Annotated in this window: 3 protein-coding genes; all 3 read right to left on the reverse strand. The window is 69.6% G+C overall.

What is annotated here, in order from left to right:
* Positions 1-5 precede the first annotated feature (5 nt).
* The gene (locus tag JNG39_RS05805; RefSeq protein WP_368310209.1) at positions 6-6,242 is read right to left on the reverse strand and encodes an amino acid adenylation domain-containing protein; all 6,237 of its coding nucleotides are present in this window, start codon (positions 6,240-6,242) and stop codon (positions 6-8) included.
* A gap of 454 nt (positions 6,243-6,696) precedes the next feature.
* Positions 6,697-13,305 (reverse strand): amino acid adenylation domain-containing protein, encoded by a 6,609-nt coding sequence (locus JNG39_RS05810; RefSeq protein ID WP_368310210.1) that lies wholly within the window; start codon positions 13,303-13,305, stop codon positions 6,697-6,699.
* A 324-nt stretch (positions 13,306-13,629) separates the two neighbouring features.
* Complete coding sequence (locus JNG39_RS05815) at positions 13,630-15,567, reverse strand: hypothetical protein (protein WP_368310211.1); 1,938 nt, start codon at positions 15,565-15,567, stop codon at positions 13,630-13,632.
* Positions 15,568-15,589 lie beyond the last annotated feature (22 nt).

The raw sequence follows: 15,589 nt of genomic DNA on the forward strand, positions 1-15,589 counted from the left end.
GCCCGTCAGCCGCGGTGCAGCAGGCGACTGAAGAAGCCGCGCTGCTTCGTCGGCGACGACGCGGGCTTCGCCAGGGCGAGGTCCGCGGCCAAGGTGCCGAGCGTGCCGTTGGCGATGTCGAGCAGGTTCATCTGCACGCCGGTCAGCTTCTGCACGCGCGTGGCCATGTCCACGGCCAGCAGCGAATGCCCTCCCACGTCGAAGAAGTTGTCGCTGGTGCGCACGCGGCTCATGCCCAGCAGTTCCTGCCACACCGAGGCGAGCAGGCGCTCGCTGTCGGTAGCGGGCGTGACGTCGGCTTCGGCGAAGGCGGTCGCGGCGCCGGTGGGTATCGGCAGGGCGTCCACGTCGACGTCTCCATGCGCAAGCAGCGGGAAGGCGTCGAGCGTGACCAGGTGCGCGGGCATCGCCCAGGCCGGCAGCGCGGTGGCGAGCGCGGCGCGAAGCTGTTCGTCGTCGACCGGCGCGCCGGGTGCACCGACCGCGTAGGCGTCCACGCGCACGCGGCCGTCGACATCGCGGCGGGTCACGGCCAGGGCCTTCACGATGCCGGGTTGTGCGAGCAGCAGGCTTTCGATCGCCGCGGGTTCCAGGTCCATGCCATGGCGGCGGATGCGGCGATCGTCGCGTCCGAGCACCTGGACGTGGCCCTCGGCCAGCCAGCGTCCCGTGTATCCGGTGGGCCGCGTGGCGCTCGTGGGTGCGTCATGGCGTGCGCGTTGGCCAAACGGCGTCGCGGTGGCGGGGCCGCTCACCACGATGCCGCCTGCCGCGCCGATCGGGCAAGGCTCGCCGTCCTCGTCCACGATCCAAACGCCGCAGCCGGGAATCGGTCGGCCTTCGTGGAGCGTATCGCCACCACGCTCGAGCCGCCCGACGGTGGCGACCGGCGCGATGGCCGGATCGCCGAAGACGTTCCATGCGTCGTTACCGCGCTGGATGCGGACCGTCCAGCCGTCGGCCGACGCGAAATGCATGTCGGCGACGCGTTCGGCCTCGTCGACCCAGGTGGCCCCGTGCGCGAGCGCGACCAGTGGCGCGAGGGCCGATAGCGGATCGCCCGGCAACGCGTCGCCGGAGAGCGTTTCACCCGGCGCGGGTGCGATCAGCCGGCCGAGGGCGTCGACGATGCGAGCCGTGGCATCGCGCGACAGCGCGGCGCCGTGCGCGCGACCGTCGGCGTCGACGCCGTGCCAGGCGAGCAGGGTGGTCTCGGCCGTGAGCGCCGCGAAAGGCAGGAGCGCGTCGTCGTCTTCGGGCAGGTGCGCATCGAGCCAGAGGGCGCAGTCGGCGGGCCAGTCGAGCATGGCTTCCAGTGCCGAGTCGCCCACCATGAGGGTGGCATGCGCATCGGCGAGGATATCGCGCAACCGCGCGACGGGATCGGCGCGATCGAGCAACAGCGCGGTGGCACCCGTGCGCATCGTGGCCAGCAGCGCGGCGAGGCGGGCTTCGCCCGGATCGACGCAGATGCCCACGGCCACGCCCGGAGCCGCGCCGCGTTCGGCGAGCGCGCGGGTGAGGCGCAGGCTGTGCGCGTACAGCGTGGCGTAGCTGACGGCCTTGCCCGCGTGGCGCAGCGCGATCGCGTGGGGCGACGCGGCGACGTGGGCGTCGAAAGTTTCGATCAGTTCGGCCGGCGCTTCCGCCGAGGCCGTGTTCCATTCGTTCATGCGACCGCGCTCGTCGCCGGTGGCTGCCACGAGGCGGCCCACCGCGATCGCCGGGTCGCGGATGACGGCCTGCATCATGCCCAGGTAGCGTTCGCGCATGAGCCTGGCCGTGCTGGCCTGCAGCAGGTCGGCGTTGTAGGTCACGCCGCCGACCATGCCGGCATGGTTCTCGAGGAACCACAGGCCCATGTCTTCGGTGGCGGCGCTCTGGAACAGCAGGATCTGTTCATGGGCGAGGCCGCCCCAGTCGACGTTGCGCTGACGGGCATCCTGGAACGAGAACAGGGCCTGGTAGAGCGTGGCGCCGTTGCCGTGGCCGATCTTGAGTTCGCGCTGCAGGTATTCCAGCGGTACGTCGGGATGACCGAACGCGTCGATGGCGGTGCGCTTGACCTGGCGCACGAACTCCACGAACGACAGCGCCGGGTCCACGTGCACGTGCAGCGGCAGCAGGTTGTTGAAGTAGCCCATGACCGATTCGAGTTCGGTCTGGTTGCGTCCGCGCACGGGCGTGCCCACCACGAGGTCGCGCTGCCCCGCGGAGCTGGAGAGCATCGCATAGTAGAGCGCGAGCAGGGTCATGTTGAGCGTGGCGTCGGCCTGTCGCGCCACCTCGTGCATGGCATCGGTGGTGTCGTGGTCGACGTGGATCCATTCCGTGCGGCCCAGGCCGGACATGCCGGGGCGCCGCGGATGGTCGGTCGGCAGCGGGCGGATCGCACCCATGCGGGCCAGGCGGTCGCGCCAATATCCGAGCTGCGACTGGAACGCCGGCGTCTCCAGCCACTGCGAATGCCATTGGGCGAAGTCGCCGTAGGTGACCGGCAGCGGCGCGAGCGGCGAGGCCTGGCCGGCGGCGAACGCGCGGTACAGCGCCGACAGTTCGTTGTAGAGGATGTCGAACGACCAGCCGTCCCAGATGATGTGGTGCGGCATGAAGAACAGCGCGTGTTCGTCATCGGCCAGGCGGAACATGCGTGCGCTGAAGAGCGGCGCGGTGCCGAGGTCGAACGGCGTGTCGGTGAGTTGCTGCAGGCGCTCCATCAGGTGCGCTTCGCGCTCCTCGGAAGGCAGGTGGGTGAGGTCTTCGGCCGGGAACAGGCGATGGTCGAGCTGCGGTTGCACCACCTGCACGAGGTCGCCGCCTTCGTCGCGGAACGACGTGCGCATGGACGGCTGGCGCTGGATGAGCGCCTGGAAGGCCATGTCGAAGGCGTGTTCGTCGAGGACGCCACGCAGCCGATGGGCCGACGGCGCGTTATAGGTCACCCGCCCGGGATGCATTTTCTCCAGTGCCCACAGGCGGCGCTGCATGAGCGACAGCGGGGCGCGGTCTTGCGCATCGCGGTGGGCGATCGGCGCGATGGCTTCGGCTTCGCTGCCCGAGAGCGAATCGATGGCGGTGGCGAGGTGTTCGATGGTGGGCGCATCGAACAGCGTGCGGAACGACAATGCGATGCCGAACTCGCGGTTGAGGCGCGCGGTGAGCTGCGCGGCCAGCAGCGAGTGGCCGCCCAGGGCGAAGAAGTCGTCGCGCACGTCCATGTCGGGAAGGCACAGTACCGCTTCCATCGCCGAAGCCACGCGGCGTTCGGTCTCGGTGCGAGGGGGGATGCGCTCGCCGGGGGACGATGCCGCGTGGCCCATCGGCGGCGGCAGGGCCTTGCGATCGGTCTTGCCGTTGGGCAGCAGCGGCATCGCGTCGAGCACCACGAGGTGTTGCGGCAGCATGTATTCGGGCAGGCGTGCGCGCAGCCGGGCGCGCAGCGCGTCTTCCTCGACGCTGGCGCCATCGCGCGCCACCACGTAGGCCACCAGGCGCACGTCGCCGGGGCGGTCTTCGCGGGCCATCACCAGCACGCGTGACAGCTCGGGCGCGTCGGCGAGCACGGCTTCGATCTCGCCCGGTTCGATGCGGTAACCGCGCACCTTGATCTGGAAATCGAGGCGGCCGAGGTGCTCGAGCAGGCCGTTGGCCAGCCAGCGCCCCTTGTCACCGGTGCGGTACATGCGGCTGTCCGGCGTTTCCGACCAGGGATCGGCCACGAAACGCTCGGCCGTGAGTTCGGGACGTTCCAGGTAGCCCAGCGTGACCCCCGCGCCGCCGATGTGGATCTCGCCCGGCACGCCGAGCGGGCAGTGGTTGCCGTGCGCATCGAGCACGTGCACCGTGGTGTTGGCGATCGGGCGGCCGATGTAGATGCCCTCGCGCGGATCGGATACCCGCCAGAACGTGGAATACACCGTGGTTTCGGTGGGGCCGTAGCCGTTCCACACTTCGCCGCAACGGTCGAGCAGGGCTTCGGCCAGGTCCACCGGCAGCGGCTCGCCGCCGGAGATGGCGCGGAACGCGGGGCGTCCCGTCCAGCCCGCGTCGACCAGCAGGCGCCAACCGGCGGGGGTGGCCTGCATCATGGTGGCGTCGCTTTCCTCGATGAGCCGACGCAACTGGGCGCCGTCGCGCACGTCGTCGCGTCCGGCGATCACTACCTCGGCACCGCTGGTGAGTGGCAGCAGCAGTTCCATGAAGGCGATGTCGAAGGACAGCGTGGTGACCGCCACGAGGCGGTCGTCCGGCGCGATGCCTGGCACGCGTTGCATCGAGGTGAGGAAGTTCGCCGCCGAGCGGTGCGGCACGCGCACGCCCTTGGGGCGGCCCGTGGAACCTGAGGTGAAGATCACATAGGCGACGGAGTCCGGCGTGCCGGCGCGGCGATCGCGCTCGGGACGATGGAACGAGGCGTAGGCCACCTCATCGCTGTCCAGCGACATGACGCGCGAGGCATCGAACTCGAACGCGAGTGGCGTGGCGTCGTCGACCACGAGGGCGGCCAGCGAGGCGTCGCTGGCCATGAAGGCGAGGCGGTCGGCGGGGAAGGCCGGGTCGAGCGGCACGTAGCCCGCGCCCGACTTGAGCGTGCCGAGCACGGCAGCGAGCATGTCCACGCCGCGGCCAAGGCACAGGCCCACGAGGTCGCCGTGGCCGATGTCGCGCTCGCGCAACGCGTTGGCGATGCGGTTGGCGCGCGATTCCAGTGCCGCGTAGGTCAGCGAGCGGTCGGCGTGGCGCACCGCGGAACGTTCCGGCGCGCGGTCCACCTGCTGCTCGAAGAACTCGTGCGCCAGGCGCAATTCGGGGAAGGGCGTGGGTGCCGGTTGCAGGGCGGCCAGTTCACGATAGACCGCGTCGGACACCACGGGCAGCGCCGTGGCGAGGGTGTCCGGGGCGCGCGCCGCTTCGCGAAGCAGCGTGGCATAGGCATCGAGCCAGCCCTGCACGGTGGCCCCTTCGAAGAGGTCGGCGTTGTACTGGCATTCCAGGCGCAGGCCATCGCCGGTCTGTACCGCGTTGATGAACAGCTCGAAGTTTTCGTACTCGCGCGGCACCGCGTCCACGTCGAAACGCAGGCCCGGAAAACGCGCGGTGCTTTCGTCCAGGCGGGCGTCGAGGTTGAACAGCACCGACACCAGTGGCAGGCGCGAGGGATCGCGCGCGAGCGAGAGGTGGCCCAGCAGGCTGCCGAGGGTGTAGCGCTGGTGCTCGAAGGCGTCGAGCAGGTCGCCACGCACGGTGCGCAGCAGCGTGCCGAACGACTCGTCGTCGGCCACCCGCGCGCGCAGCGGCAGCACGTTCACGGCGTGCCCCACCAGGGTATCGAGCCCTTCGGCCGCCTGGCCGGCGGTGGGGATGCCGATCACCACATCGTCCTGGCCGGCGAGGCGGTGCAGCAGCACCGCGAAGCCGGTCAGCAGGGTGGCGTAGAGGCTGGCCTTGTGGCCGGCGCCCAGTTGCCTGATCGCCATCAGTTCGGCGGCATCGAGCGTGCGGTCTTCGCGCCGTGAGGCGAACGTACGGCGTCGCGGGCGCGAGCGGTCGGTGGGAAGGTCCAGTACGGGCGCCGCGCCGGCGAAGCGGTCGAGCCAGTACCTTTCGTCCCCCCGTGCCGCTTCCGTTCCCCCGTGCGCCGCCTCGGCCAACGCGAAGTTCGAGAACGCGCCGGCGGGGGCCGGGCCTGTGCCCTGGCCCAGCCGCTGCGCGTAAAGGGCGGCGAGATCGCGCACGATCACGCCGAACGACCAGCCGTCGCACACGATATGGTGCGCGGCGATGGTCAGGATGTGCCGGTCGTCGCCGAGACGGAACAGTTCGGCGCGAACCAGCGGACCGTGTTCCAGGTCGAACGGCGTGGTCACGATGCGCGAATAGGCATGCATGATCCGCGCGTCGCTGTCGAACGGCGGCAGCAGCGAAAGGTCGTGGAAGGCCAGCGGCAGGGTGAGCCGCTCGGCGACGAACATGCCCTCGCCATCGCCGCTGAAGGTGGCGCGCAGGGCTTCGTGGCGATCCACCACGTCCTGCAACGCGCCTTCGAGGGCCGGCACGTCGGGCAAGCCCCTGAACGTGATCGTCACGGCTTCGTTGTAAGCCAGGGAGGCTTCCGGCTCCAGCCGGGATGCCAGCCACACCTCTCGCTGCGCGGCCGTCGTCGGCACGAGGCGCGTCAGCGGCGCGCCGGCGAACGGATCGTAGTCGACCGCCGTGGCGGCGGCCAGCTCTTGCGGCGTCATGCGGTCACCTTCAGGTACTTGCCCGGCGCATCCGGGTTGGAAACGAACCGTGCCGGACGGCTGTCCGGCGCGGCGAAGTCGATATCGAGCGGCGGACGGGCCCGGTGGAGCGGCATAGGCCGAACGGCCAGGCGGGTCCCGCGGCGCGTCGCGACGACGGTCGTTCCCTCGCTCGCCCCTCTCCGATGCCGTTGCAACCCTGTCGTCCCGTCCGTTTTCATGCGATCCCCCTGATGCGACAAGGCGCCGGTCGACTCCTTGCGTGTGCAGGTTATTTATAGCCCTGGGGGAAAAGCGGGCCTATACGACAGGCGGGCTAGCCGGGTGGCGCCATCGGCCGGTGGACGTATGGCCATGTCGATGCGAAAGATGACCGACTTCCGTAAGGCGAAAGAACGAAGATCGCGTCCCTCGCGAGACGCGATCTTCGTTTTCGCCACCCGCTTCCAGGGCCTTAGGCGCTGACCTTCAGGTACTTGCCCGGCGCATCCGGGTTGGGCACGAACCACGCCGGACGACCGTCCGGATCCTTGCCCAGGCGCGCGCCGGGCATCGGCGGGCGCGCGGCGTCGAACTGGCCGGTTTCCTGCCGTCGCGGAATGAAACCCGCCTCCTGCATCTCCAGCACCGAGTCGCGGAACGCGTCGGCGATGGCGGCGAAATCCGCCTCGGCGTGCGACGTGGTGAAGAAGCAGGGGAAGTTGTCGAGGATGTGGATGCCGCGGCTGCGCATCATGGCGAAGAGCAGGTCCTGCAGCGGGTGGTCCTCGGTGAACTGCGTTTTCCACACCGATGCGAAGTGCACGATCTTCATCGGCGCGCCGACATCGGCGCAGAACGCGTTGAGTTCGTCGGCCATGGCGGAGACGCGCGCATTCAGCGTGGCCTGCAGTCGCGGGCCTTCCTCGGCCAGGTGGGTGAGCACGGCATGCGCGGCGGCCAGCGCGAGCGGATGGCGCACGAACGTGCCGGCGAAATAGGTCACGCCGACCGTGGGCGTGGAATCGTCGCCGAAGCGCCAGTCGCCGCCGTCGAGCGCGTCCATGAAGCGGCGCTTGCCGGCGATGACGCCGATCGGGAAGCCGCCGCCCACCACCTTGCCGTACGAGGCCATGTCCACGTCGATGCCGAGCATCGCCTGGGCGCCGCGCGGGTGCGAGCGGAATCCCGTGACCACCTCGTCGAAGATCATCAGCGAGCCGCTTTCCTCGGTGATCGCGCGCAGCTCACGCAGGAATTCCACCGGCTGGAAGTCGGGGCGGCGGCTCTGCACCGGTTCGATCAGCACGGCGGCGATCTCGTGCGCGCGCTCGCGGATGATCGCCAGCGATTCGGGCGTGCCGTAGTCGAGCACGAGCACGTGCTCGGCGGTGTTGCGCAGGATGCCGGGAGCGGCGGGCACCGACTTCAGCTTCTTCGTGCCGCGCACGATCACCTCGTCGAAGATGCCGTGGTAGGAGCCGGTGAAAATCACCAGCGTGTCGCGGCCGGTGACGGTGCGGGCGACGCGTACGCAGCCCATCACGGCCTCCGAGCCGGTGTTGCACAGCGCGGCGCGGTCGAAGCCGGTGAGTTCGCAGACCTGCTTGGCGACGGCACCGGCCAGCGGGTGCTGCGGGCCGATCTCGTAGCCCGCGTCGAGCTGGGCGCGCACGGCGTCGAGCACGAAATCGGGCTGCCAGCCGAACAGGTTCATGCCGAAGCCGTTGAGTGCATCGACGTATTCGTTGCCGTCCAGGTCCCATACGCGCGAGCCCTTGGAACGCTCGACCACGATCTGGTAGACGATTTCCTTCAGCAGCGGGCGGAAGCCGTTGACCACGCGCGGGTCGGCGAGGTGGTCGCGGTGTTCGGTGGTGTAGGCCTTGGAGGCCTTGGTGCGCTCGATATAGCGGCGCATGAAGGCATCCAGGCGCGCACGCTGGCGCGAGGTGAGTTCGGTGTTGCCGCTATGGATGCGGGCGATGGCGCCGAAGGCTTTCTTGACGTCGTAGTGGGTGTGTTCGAGGGCTTTTTCCTCGGCGTCCGGGGTGGCGTCGTCGCGAGCACCCTTCGCCGACACGGTCGGCTCCCACCCCTTCGGTAGCTCCTCCGAAGTGAGCACCGACGGGATGGCTACCGGAGGGGTGGGAGCCGATCCTATCGGCGAACCGGCGCCGGAGGCGGCGGCCGACGGAGCGGTGTTGCCGGACAGCAACGCAAGCTGCGCCTGCATGATCTGCATCTGCTGGGCGATGACGTCCTGGATCAATCCGCCGCCGGCGACGGGAGCCACGGGTGCCACGGTCGCCGGTGGAGTGACGGGAGTCGGCGCAGCCACCGCCTCCGCAGGCAACAGCCGATCGATATGCGCGGCCAGCGCCCCGAACGACGAACACCCGTCCATCAGCTCGCGGAAGGTGATTTTCAGCGCGTAGGTCTTCTGCAACTGCAAAGCCACCTGCGTGAGCGACAGCGAATCCAGGCCCAGCTCCACGAAGTCGGCCTCGGCGCCGGCGCCCTCGAGTTCGGTGCCGGAGACGTCTTCGAACAGGGCGACGAGTTCGCCCACGAGGCGTTGCGTGCGGGGGGACGAGGTGGCGATGGGCATGGTGTGCTCCGGTGCTTCGGGTGCGGCGGAAAGGGAGAGGGGCAGCGCGGCGGCGATGGCCGTGACGGAAGCCGGCGGCCGGGCATCGATCCAATGGCGCTTGCGCTCGAACGGATAGGTAGGCAGTCGCACGCGGCGGCGATGGCCACGATGGTCCAGTGCGGCCACGTTCACCTCGACGCCCGCGCTCCACAGCGCACCGGCGGCGTCGAGCCATGCGGCGCGCTCGCCGCCGGCATCGCCGCCCAGCGAGGCCACGATCGTGCGGCCGCGGCTCTGCGCATGCTGGCGGGCGAGCTGGGTGAGGCTGGCGCGCGGACCCACCTCGAGGAAGGCGTGCATGCCGTCGTCCAGCGCATGGAGCAGCGCGGGCGAGAAGCGCACGGTGTGGCGCAGGTGGCTCGTCCAGTAGTCGGCCGACGTGGCCTCGGCGGCGGTGAGCGGCTGCCCCGTGGCGGTCGATAGGATCGGCAACGAGGGCGCGTGCAGCGTGACGGCCTCGACCTCCGCACGAAACGCGTCGAGCGCCGGATCCATCATCGACGAATGGAAGGCATGCGAGGTGTGCAACGCGCGACAGGCCACGCCATCGGCATCGAGCGCGAGGCGGAACGCCTCTACCGCGTCGTGCGGACCGGAGACCACGCTCGCGTTCGGCGCGTTCTCCGCGGCGAGGGACAAGGTGTCGGGAAGCCGCGCGGCCACCTCGGCGGCACCGAGCCGGACGGACAGCATCGCGCCCGGCGGCAGTGCCTGCATGAGGCGTCCGCGGCGCGCGACCAGGCGCGCGGCGTCGGCCAGCGACATGACGCCGGCCAACGCCGCGGCGGCGAACTCACCCACGCTATGGCCGATCATCGCGACCGGTCTCACGCCCAGGCTCATCCACAGGCGGGCAAGGGCGTATTCGATGGCGAAGGTGGCGGGCTGGGTAAGCGAGGTGGCCTTCAGGGCGTCGTCGTCGCCGTCGAACAGGCGCTCGCGCAGGTCGAAGCCCAGTTCGTCGCGCAAGGCGTCGGCCACGTCTTCCAGGGCGGCACGGAACACCGGTTCGGTGGCGTGAAGCTCGCGGCCCATCCCCGCGTACTGCGAACCCTGGCCCGGAAAAAGGAAGACCAGGCCCGGACGCGGATCGCGGCAGGCATGGCAGATGGCCGCGGCCGCGATGTCGCGCAGCCTGGCCTCGGCATCCGTGGCGGATGCCGCCACCACGTGGCTGCGCTGGGCGAAGGCCTTGCGGCCCACGCACAGCGTCCAGGCGATGTCGGCGAGGTTGGCGTCCGGATGCGTCGCGAGATGGTCGGCGAGGCGGCCGGCCGTGGCGGCAAGGGCCGAGGGTGAGCGAGCGGACAACACCAGCAGCTGGCTGCCGCTGCACGCGTCGGACGGCGCACGCGCGGGCGCTTCGCCGAGGATCACGTGCGCGTTGGTGCCGCCGACGCCGAACGAGCTGACGCCGGCCAGCAGCGGCGCGCCGGACGTCTGCCAGGGACGCAGCGTCGCGCCCACCGTGAACGGCGAGGTGGCCAGGTTCAATCGCGGATTCGGTGCGGTGTAATGCAGCGACGGCGGCAGGCGGCGCTCGCCCATCGCCATGGCCGTCTTGATGACGCTGGCCGCCCCTGCCGCCATCACGAGATGACCGACGTTGCTCTTGAGCGAACCGATGGCGCAATAGCCCACGTCGGCCGTGTCCTGGCGAAAGGCATGGACGAGGCCTTCGATCTCGATGGGATCGCCCAGCGGCGTGGCCGTGCCGTGGGCTTCCACATAGGAGATGTCGCGCGCGTTCACGCCCGCGTCGCGCAGCGCCATCGTGATGACCGCGGATTGTCCGGCGGCGTTCGGCGCGGTGAAGCTGGCCTTGGCCGCGCCGTCGTTGTTCACCGCCACGCCGCGGATCACGGCATGGATGGTGTCGCCGTCGCGCAGCGCGTCGGAGAGACGCTTGAGCAGCACCACCGCGGCGCCGTCGCTGAACACGGTGCCGCGCGCCTCCGCGTCGAACGTGCGCGTATGCCCGTCCGGCGACAGCATGGAGCCTTCCTGGGCGATATAGCCGCTGTGCGGTGGGCAGGTGATGGAGACGCCGCCGGCGAGCGCCATGCCGCAGCGTCCGGCGCGCAGCGCATCGAAGGCCTGGGCGATCGCCACCAGCGAGGTGGAGCAGGCGGTGTTGAGGCTGACCGCCGGGCCGGTGAGGTTGAGCTTGTGCGCCACGCGCGTGGCGAGGTAATCCTTCTCGTTGCCGAGCATCACCTGGAATGCGCCGAGTTTGTCGATCAGGTCCTGGCGGCCGGCGATATGGCGCTGGAAATAGGTGGCGTTGTGCATGCCGCCGAACACGCCCACCGGTACGTCGTGGGTATCGGGCACGTAACCGCCGCGCTCCAGGCATTCCCAGCACAGCTCCAGGAACACGCGCTGTTGCGGATCGGTGAGTTCGGCCTCACGTGGCGACATGCCGAAGAACGGCGCGTCGAAGTCCTCCACGCCGTCGAGCACGCCACGGGCGGACACGTAGCCGGGATCGTCGCGTTCGGCGCCCACGGACGGGTCGAGTTCGTCGGCACGGAAGAAACGGATCGATTCGCGACCGGCGCAGAGGTTATCCCAGAACGATTCCACGTCGGGTGCGCCGGGGAAGCGACCGGCCATCGCGACGATGGCGATCGGCTCGCCGACGGCCGCCGTGCCCTCGGCGATGCGCCCGGCCGATGTCGCGCCCGCCTGGCCATCGATGGTGGCGGCCACGGCGGCGGGCGTGGGCAGTGCGAAGAAGCCGACGAGCGTGGGACGCGTGGATAGCTCCGCATGCACGCGGGCCATCGCACGCGTGGCGAGCAGGGAATTGCCGCCCAGGTCGAAGAAGTTGTCGTCGCGACCCGCCCTATCCAGGCCCAGCGTCTCGGCGAAGATCGCGCAGAGGCGGGTTTCCGTGGCACCGCGAGGCGCGGCATAGGGCGCCGCCAGCTCCGGACGCTCCGAACCCGGGTCGGGCAGGGCGTGGCGGTCGAGCTTGCCGTTGGTGTTGATCGGCATCGCGTCCAGCCGCATCCACGCGACCGGCAGCATGTAGTCGGGCAGGCTCGTCGCCAGCATGTCGCGCAGGCGGCGGGCGTCGAGCGAGGTGTCGCGGGTGACGTACCAGGCGACGAGACGCTTGCCGCCGGCCTTGTCGTCGCGGGCGGCCACGGCGGCGTCGACGAGGCCGGGCAGGGCGCGCAGGGCGAGTTCCACTTCGCCGGTCTCGATGCGGTAACCGCGTATTTTCACCTGTCCGTCGACGCGGCCGATGAAATCGAGGTTGCCGTCATCGCGCAGGCGCACGATGTCGCCGGTGCGGTAGAGCGTGCCGTGCTCGGAATCGACGAAGCGCTCGGCGGTGAGTTCGGGGCGATGCAGGTAACCCTTCGCCACGCCCGTGCCGCCCACGTAAAGCTCGCCGTCGATGATGTGCAGCGACGTTTCGCCGATCGCCTTTCCGATGGGAATCGCGCCCGCGTCCGCGGCGAGGTCGCGCGGGATGACGTAGGTGGTGGTGAAGGTGGTGCACTCGGTCGGGCCGTAGCCGTTGATCAGCGTGGTGCCCGGCAAGGCGGCCAGCGCCTTGCGCACGTGCGGCACCGACAGCGCTTCGCCGCCGGTCAGCACGCAACGCAGGCCGGCGAGGTGTTGTGGATCCTCATCGACGATGGCGTTGAACAGCGCGGCGGTGAGCCAGGCGTGGTCGGCGCCATGCTTGCGCACGGTGTCGGCGATGCCGGCGCCGGTGGGCACGCAGGCGGTGTACACCACGCAGGTGCCGCCGTTGAGCAGCGGCGCGAAGATTTCCAGCGTGGAGGCATCGAAGCCGATCGGCGCGGCGTGCAGGAAATTCGGCGCGTCGAAATCGATGAAGTCGGATTTCAAGACGAGACGAAGGATGGACTTGTGGCGGATCTCGACACCCTTGGGTTGACCCGTCGAGCCCGAGGTGAACATGGCGTAGGCCAGTCCCTCGCCGTCGTTTCCGCGCACGCGGGAACCCGGCGCTCCGGCGTCCGGACCCGCCTCGGACGTTGTCGCGATGACCGTACGCCCCGCACTGGATGCCCGTGTGCGCGGGAATGACGGCTCGTCGGTGACCACGACACGGACCTGCGCGTCGTCCAGCGCGAAATTCATCCGCTCCGCGGGCCAGCGCGTATCGATCGGCAGATACGCCGCGTCCGCCTTGAGAATGCCGAAGATCGCGACGATGGCGTCGACCGAGCGATCCATCGGCAATCCCACGTACGAGCCGGCGGTGACGCCCTCGGCGATCAGCCGGGAAGCCAGCGCATCGCTGCGTGCGTCCAGTTGCGCGTACGTCAGCGCGCCTTCGTCGGATGCCACGGCGATGCGTTCTGGAAACGCCCGCGCCACGCGCACGAAGCGCCCGTGGACCGTGCGGTCGACGATCGAATCATCGAGGGAAACTACGTCGTTCATGGCCAGGCTCTACCTCCCGTCAGCTCGGCCGGTGGAGTGGCATAGACCGAACGGCCAGAAGGGCGCAGGGAGGCATCGCGACGGCCGCCGCTTGCTCGCTGTTCTTCTGCCCTTTGCGCTCACGTCCCGTCGTCCCACCGGCTTTCATGCGATTCCCCCGGATGCGAGAAGGGGCCGGACGACCCCTTGCCTTCGCAAGTCATTTATAGCCCCCGGGGGAGGACGGTCCTATACGACAGGCGGGCTAGCCGCGAGGATTCACGGCGTCCACGGGGACCGGCCAGGTACCGATCTTCCGGATGGGCGCAGTGGGAAGGTTCGTCGTCATGGCCCGGTTCCGACCGTGATGACGGTGGGATACGAGGTGCCGATGCGTTTCCCGTCCCGATCGACGGCATAGGTGACGAGGATGTCGGCGCCGCGATTGCTCTCCAGCCAGCCACGGTCGAGATGGAGGGTGACCGGCTCGCCCGCGGCGCGTACGAGCAGGGTGTCCTCGAGCGGATGGGGAGCATCGATGGTGACGGCGACTTCGTCGCCCCGCTTGCCGTCGGGCACGCGTATCTCGATGTCGGCGCCGCCGGCGTCCGGCGGTATCAGGTTGTCGGCGCCTTCGGCGAGCAGCGGCGCGTCCAGGCGGTCGTTCGATGGCACGGCGACGTTCACCAGCGCGGAAAACGCCTTGATCTGCCCGCTGGCATCGACGACCGCGTAGTGCACGGGCACCGTGCGTCCGAGGTTCTCGCGAAGCCAGTCCTGCCGTACGGGCAACAACAGCGGCTTGCCGGGCGTCACCGCGATGGGATCGGTCTGGTGCTCGGGCGTTCCGCCCCAGAACACGCGCACGCGATCGCCCGCCTGCCATTGCGGCCACTGGATAGACAGGCGATCGCTGGCGTCCAGGTACGCCGGCGCGGTCGGCGTGAAGGGCTGGGCCTGGATGGCGACGGTGTGTATGGCGGATGCTTCCGTTCGACCATCGACGCGATGCACGATGGCCTGGATCGGCAACCCTTGGCCGGTCGCCTGGATGAGCGCTTCGTAGGGTAACGGGACGCTGGTGACGCCCGTCAGGTGCACGTCGACCGGTTCGGTGTCCATCCCCGGCGCGGCGCCGATGCGAAGGGCGACGCGATCACCGGCGCTCATGCCCGCGTAGGGCGGCACGCCGACATGGAACCGGGTCGACGAGGCCAGTTGCGCCAACGACAGCGGATCGGCGCCCTCGAGCGATGCCTCCAGCACGTTGGTTCGCAGCGTTTCGACCGACGGCGGATGCACGGCCTGGCTCGCTTCTTCGTACACCGGCTCCAGGTCGTCGGATTCGGTCGGAGGAAAGTTCAGGCGGATGACGGGCACGGCGATGCCGGTCCGGTCGTAGTAATCCTTCTGATACACCTTCGCCCAATCGCGCACGGTCGCCTCGGGTACGGCGAGGTAGTTCCGCGGGTCGTAGTAGAACGCGGCGATCGGCAAGCGATGGCCGATATCGTCATTCCACGTGGCGATGCGGGTTTCCATGTGCACTCCCCGCCCCGTGGCGCCCAGGAGCGCCTTCGCCTGCAACGCGATCACGAAGTCCCGGGCGTCTTCGTCGCCCTCCCGGTCGGTGACGTCGAAGCCGCATTGCCCTTGATACGTGACGACACCGGCGGGAACCCCGACATAGTCGGCCCAGGCCTGCGCGTTCGCGATGTTCTCGCAGGGTGCGGACGTGGCGAAGCCCGGGTATGTGCCGCAACCGCGTCCGTCCCGGCCGTTCGTGGTGCCGTCGATGGGAAACGCGCACAGCGTGTGCATGATTTCCGTGCCGTCCGCCGTCATCATCGTCGGCAGGAGAACGAAACCGACTCCCAGCCACGAACGGTCGAACTTGCCGTCGCGGCGGATATAGGCGAACGACACGCCACCGCTCGTCTGGGAGGCCGGACTTGTGTTCCAACTGTGGAAGGCGGTGGTGAGGGTGGCTTGTCCCCGGTACATCACGCCCGTGCACAGATACGCTGGCCTGCCCGGGCCGCAATCGCTCCGGGTATCGTCGTACCAGCGGGCGATGTCACGTGCGGTGGCCTCGCCCCAAGGTGCGGACGGCGGAGCCGACGCGGTGCCGATGCCCCTCGACGCGAACGACGTGGGGGCGGATGGAGCCGGCGCGTGAGCGGGCGCCGCGGGCGTCCCGGCGGGTAGGTGAGCGACCGGCGTGGCACATGCCGCCAGCAGCGGCATGAGTATCCAGGTGAAGCAACGCAGGATGCGGATCACGGCACGACCTCCTTGTCGTGGG

This window comes from Luteibacter sp. CQ10 (assembly GCF_040900725.1).
Taxonomy (GTDB): domain Bacteria; phylum Pseudomonadota; class Gammaproteobacteria; order Xanthomonadales; family Rhodanobacteraceae; genus Luteibacter.

Bases quoted from the DNA above. Each gene is read 5' to 3' on its own strand.
- JNG39_RS05805 (WP_368310209.1), bottom strand. From the start codon at position 6,242: ATGACGCCGCAAGAGCTGGCCGCCGCCACGGCGGTCGACTACGATCCG.
- JNG39_RS05810 (WP_368310210.1), bottom strand. From the start codon at position 13,305: ATGAACGACGTAGTTTCCCTCGATGATTCGATCGTCGACCGCACGGTC.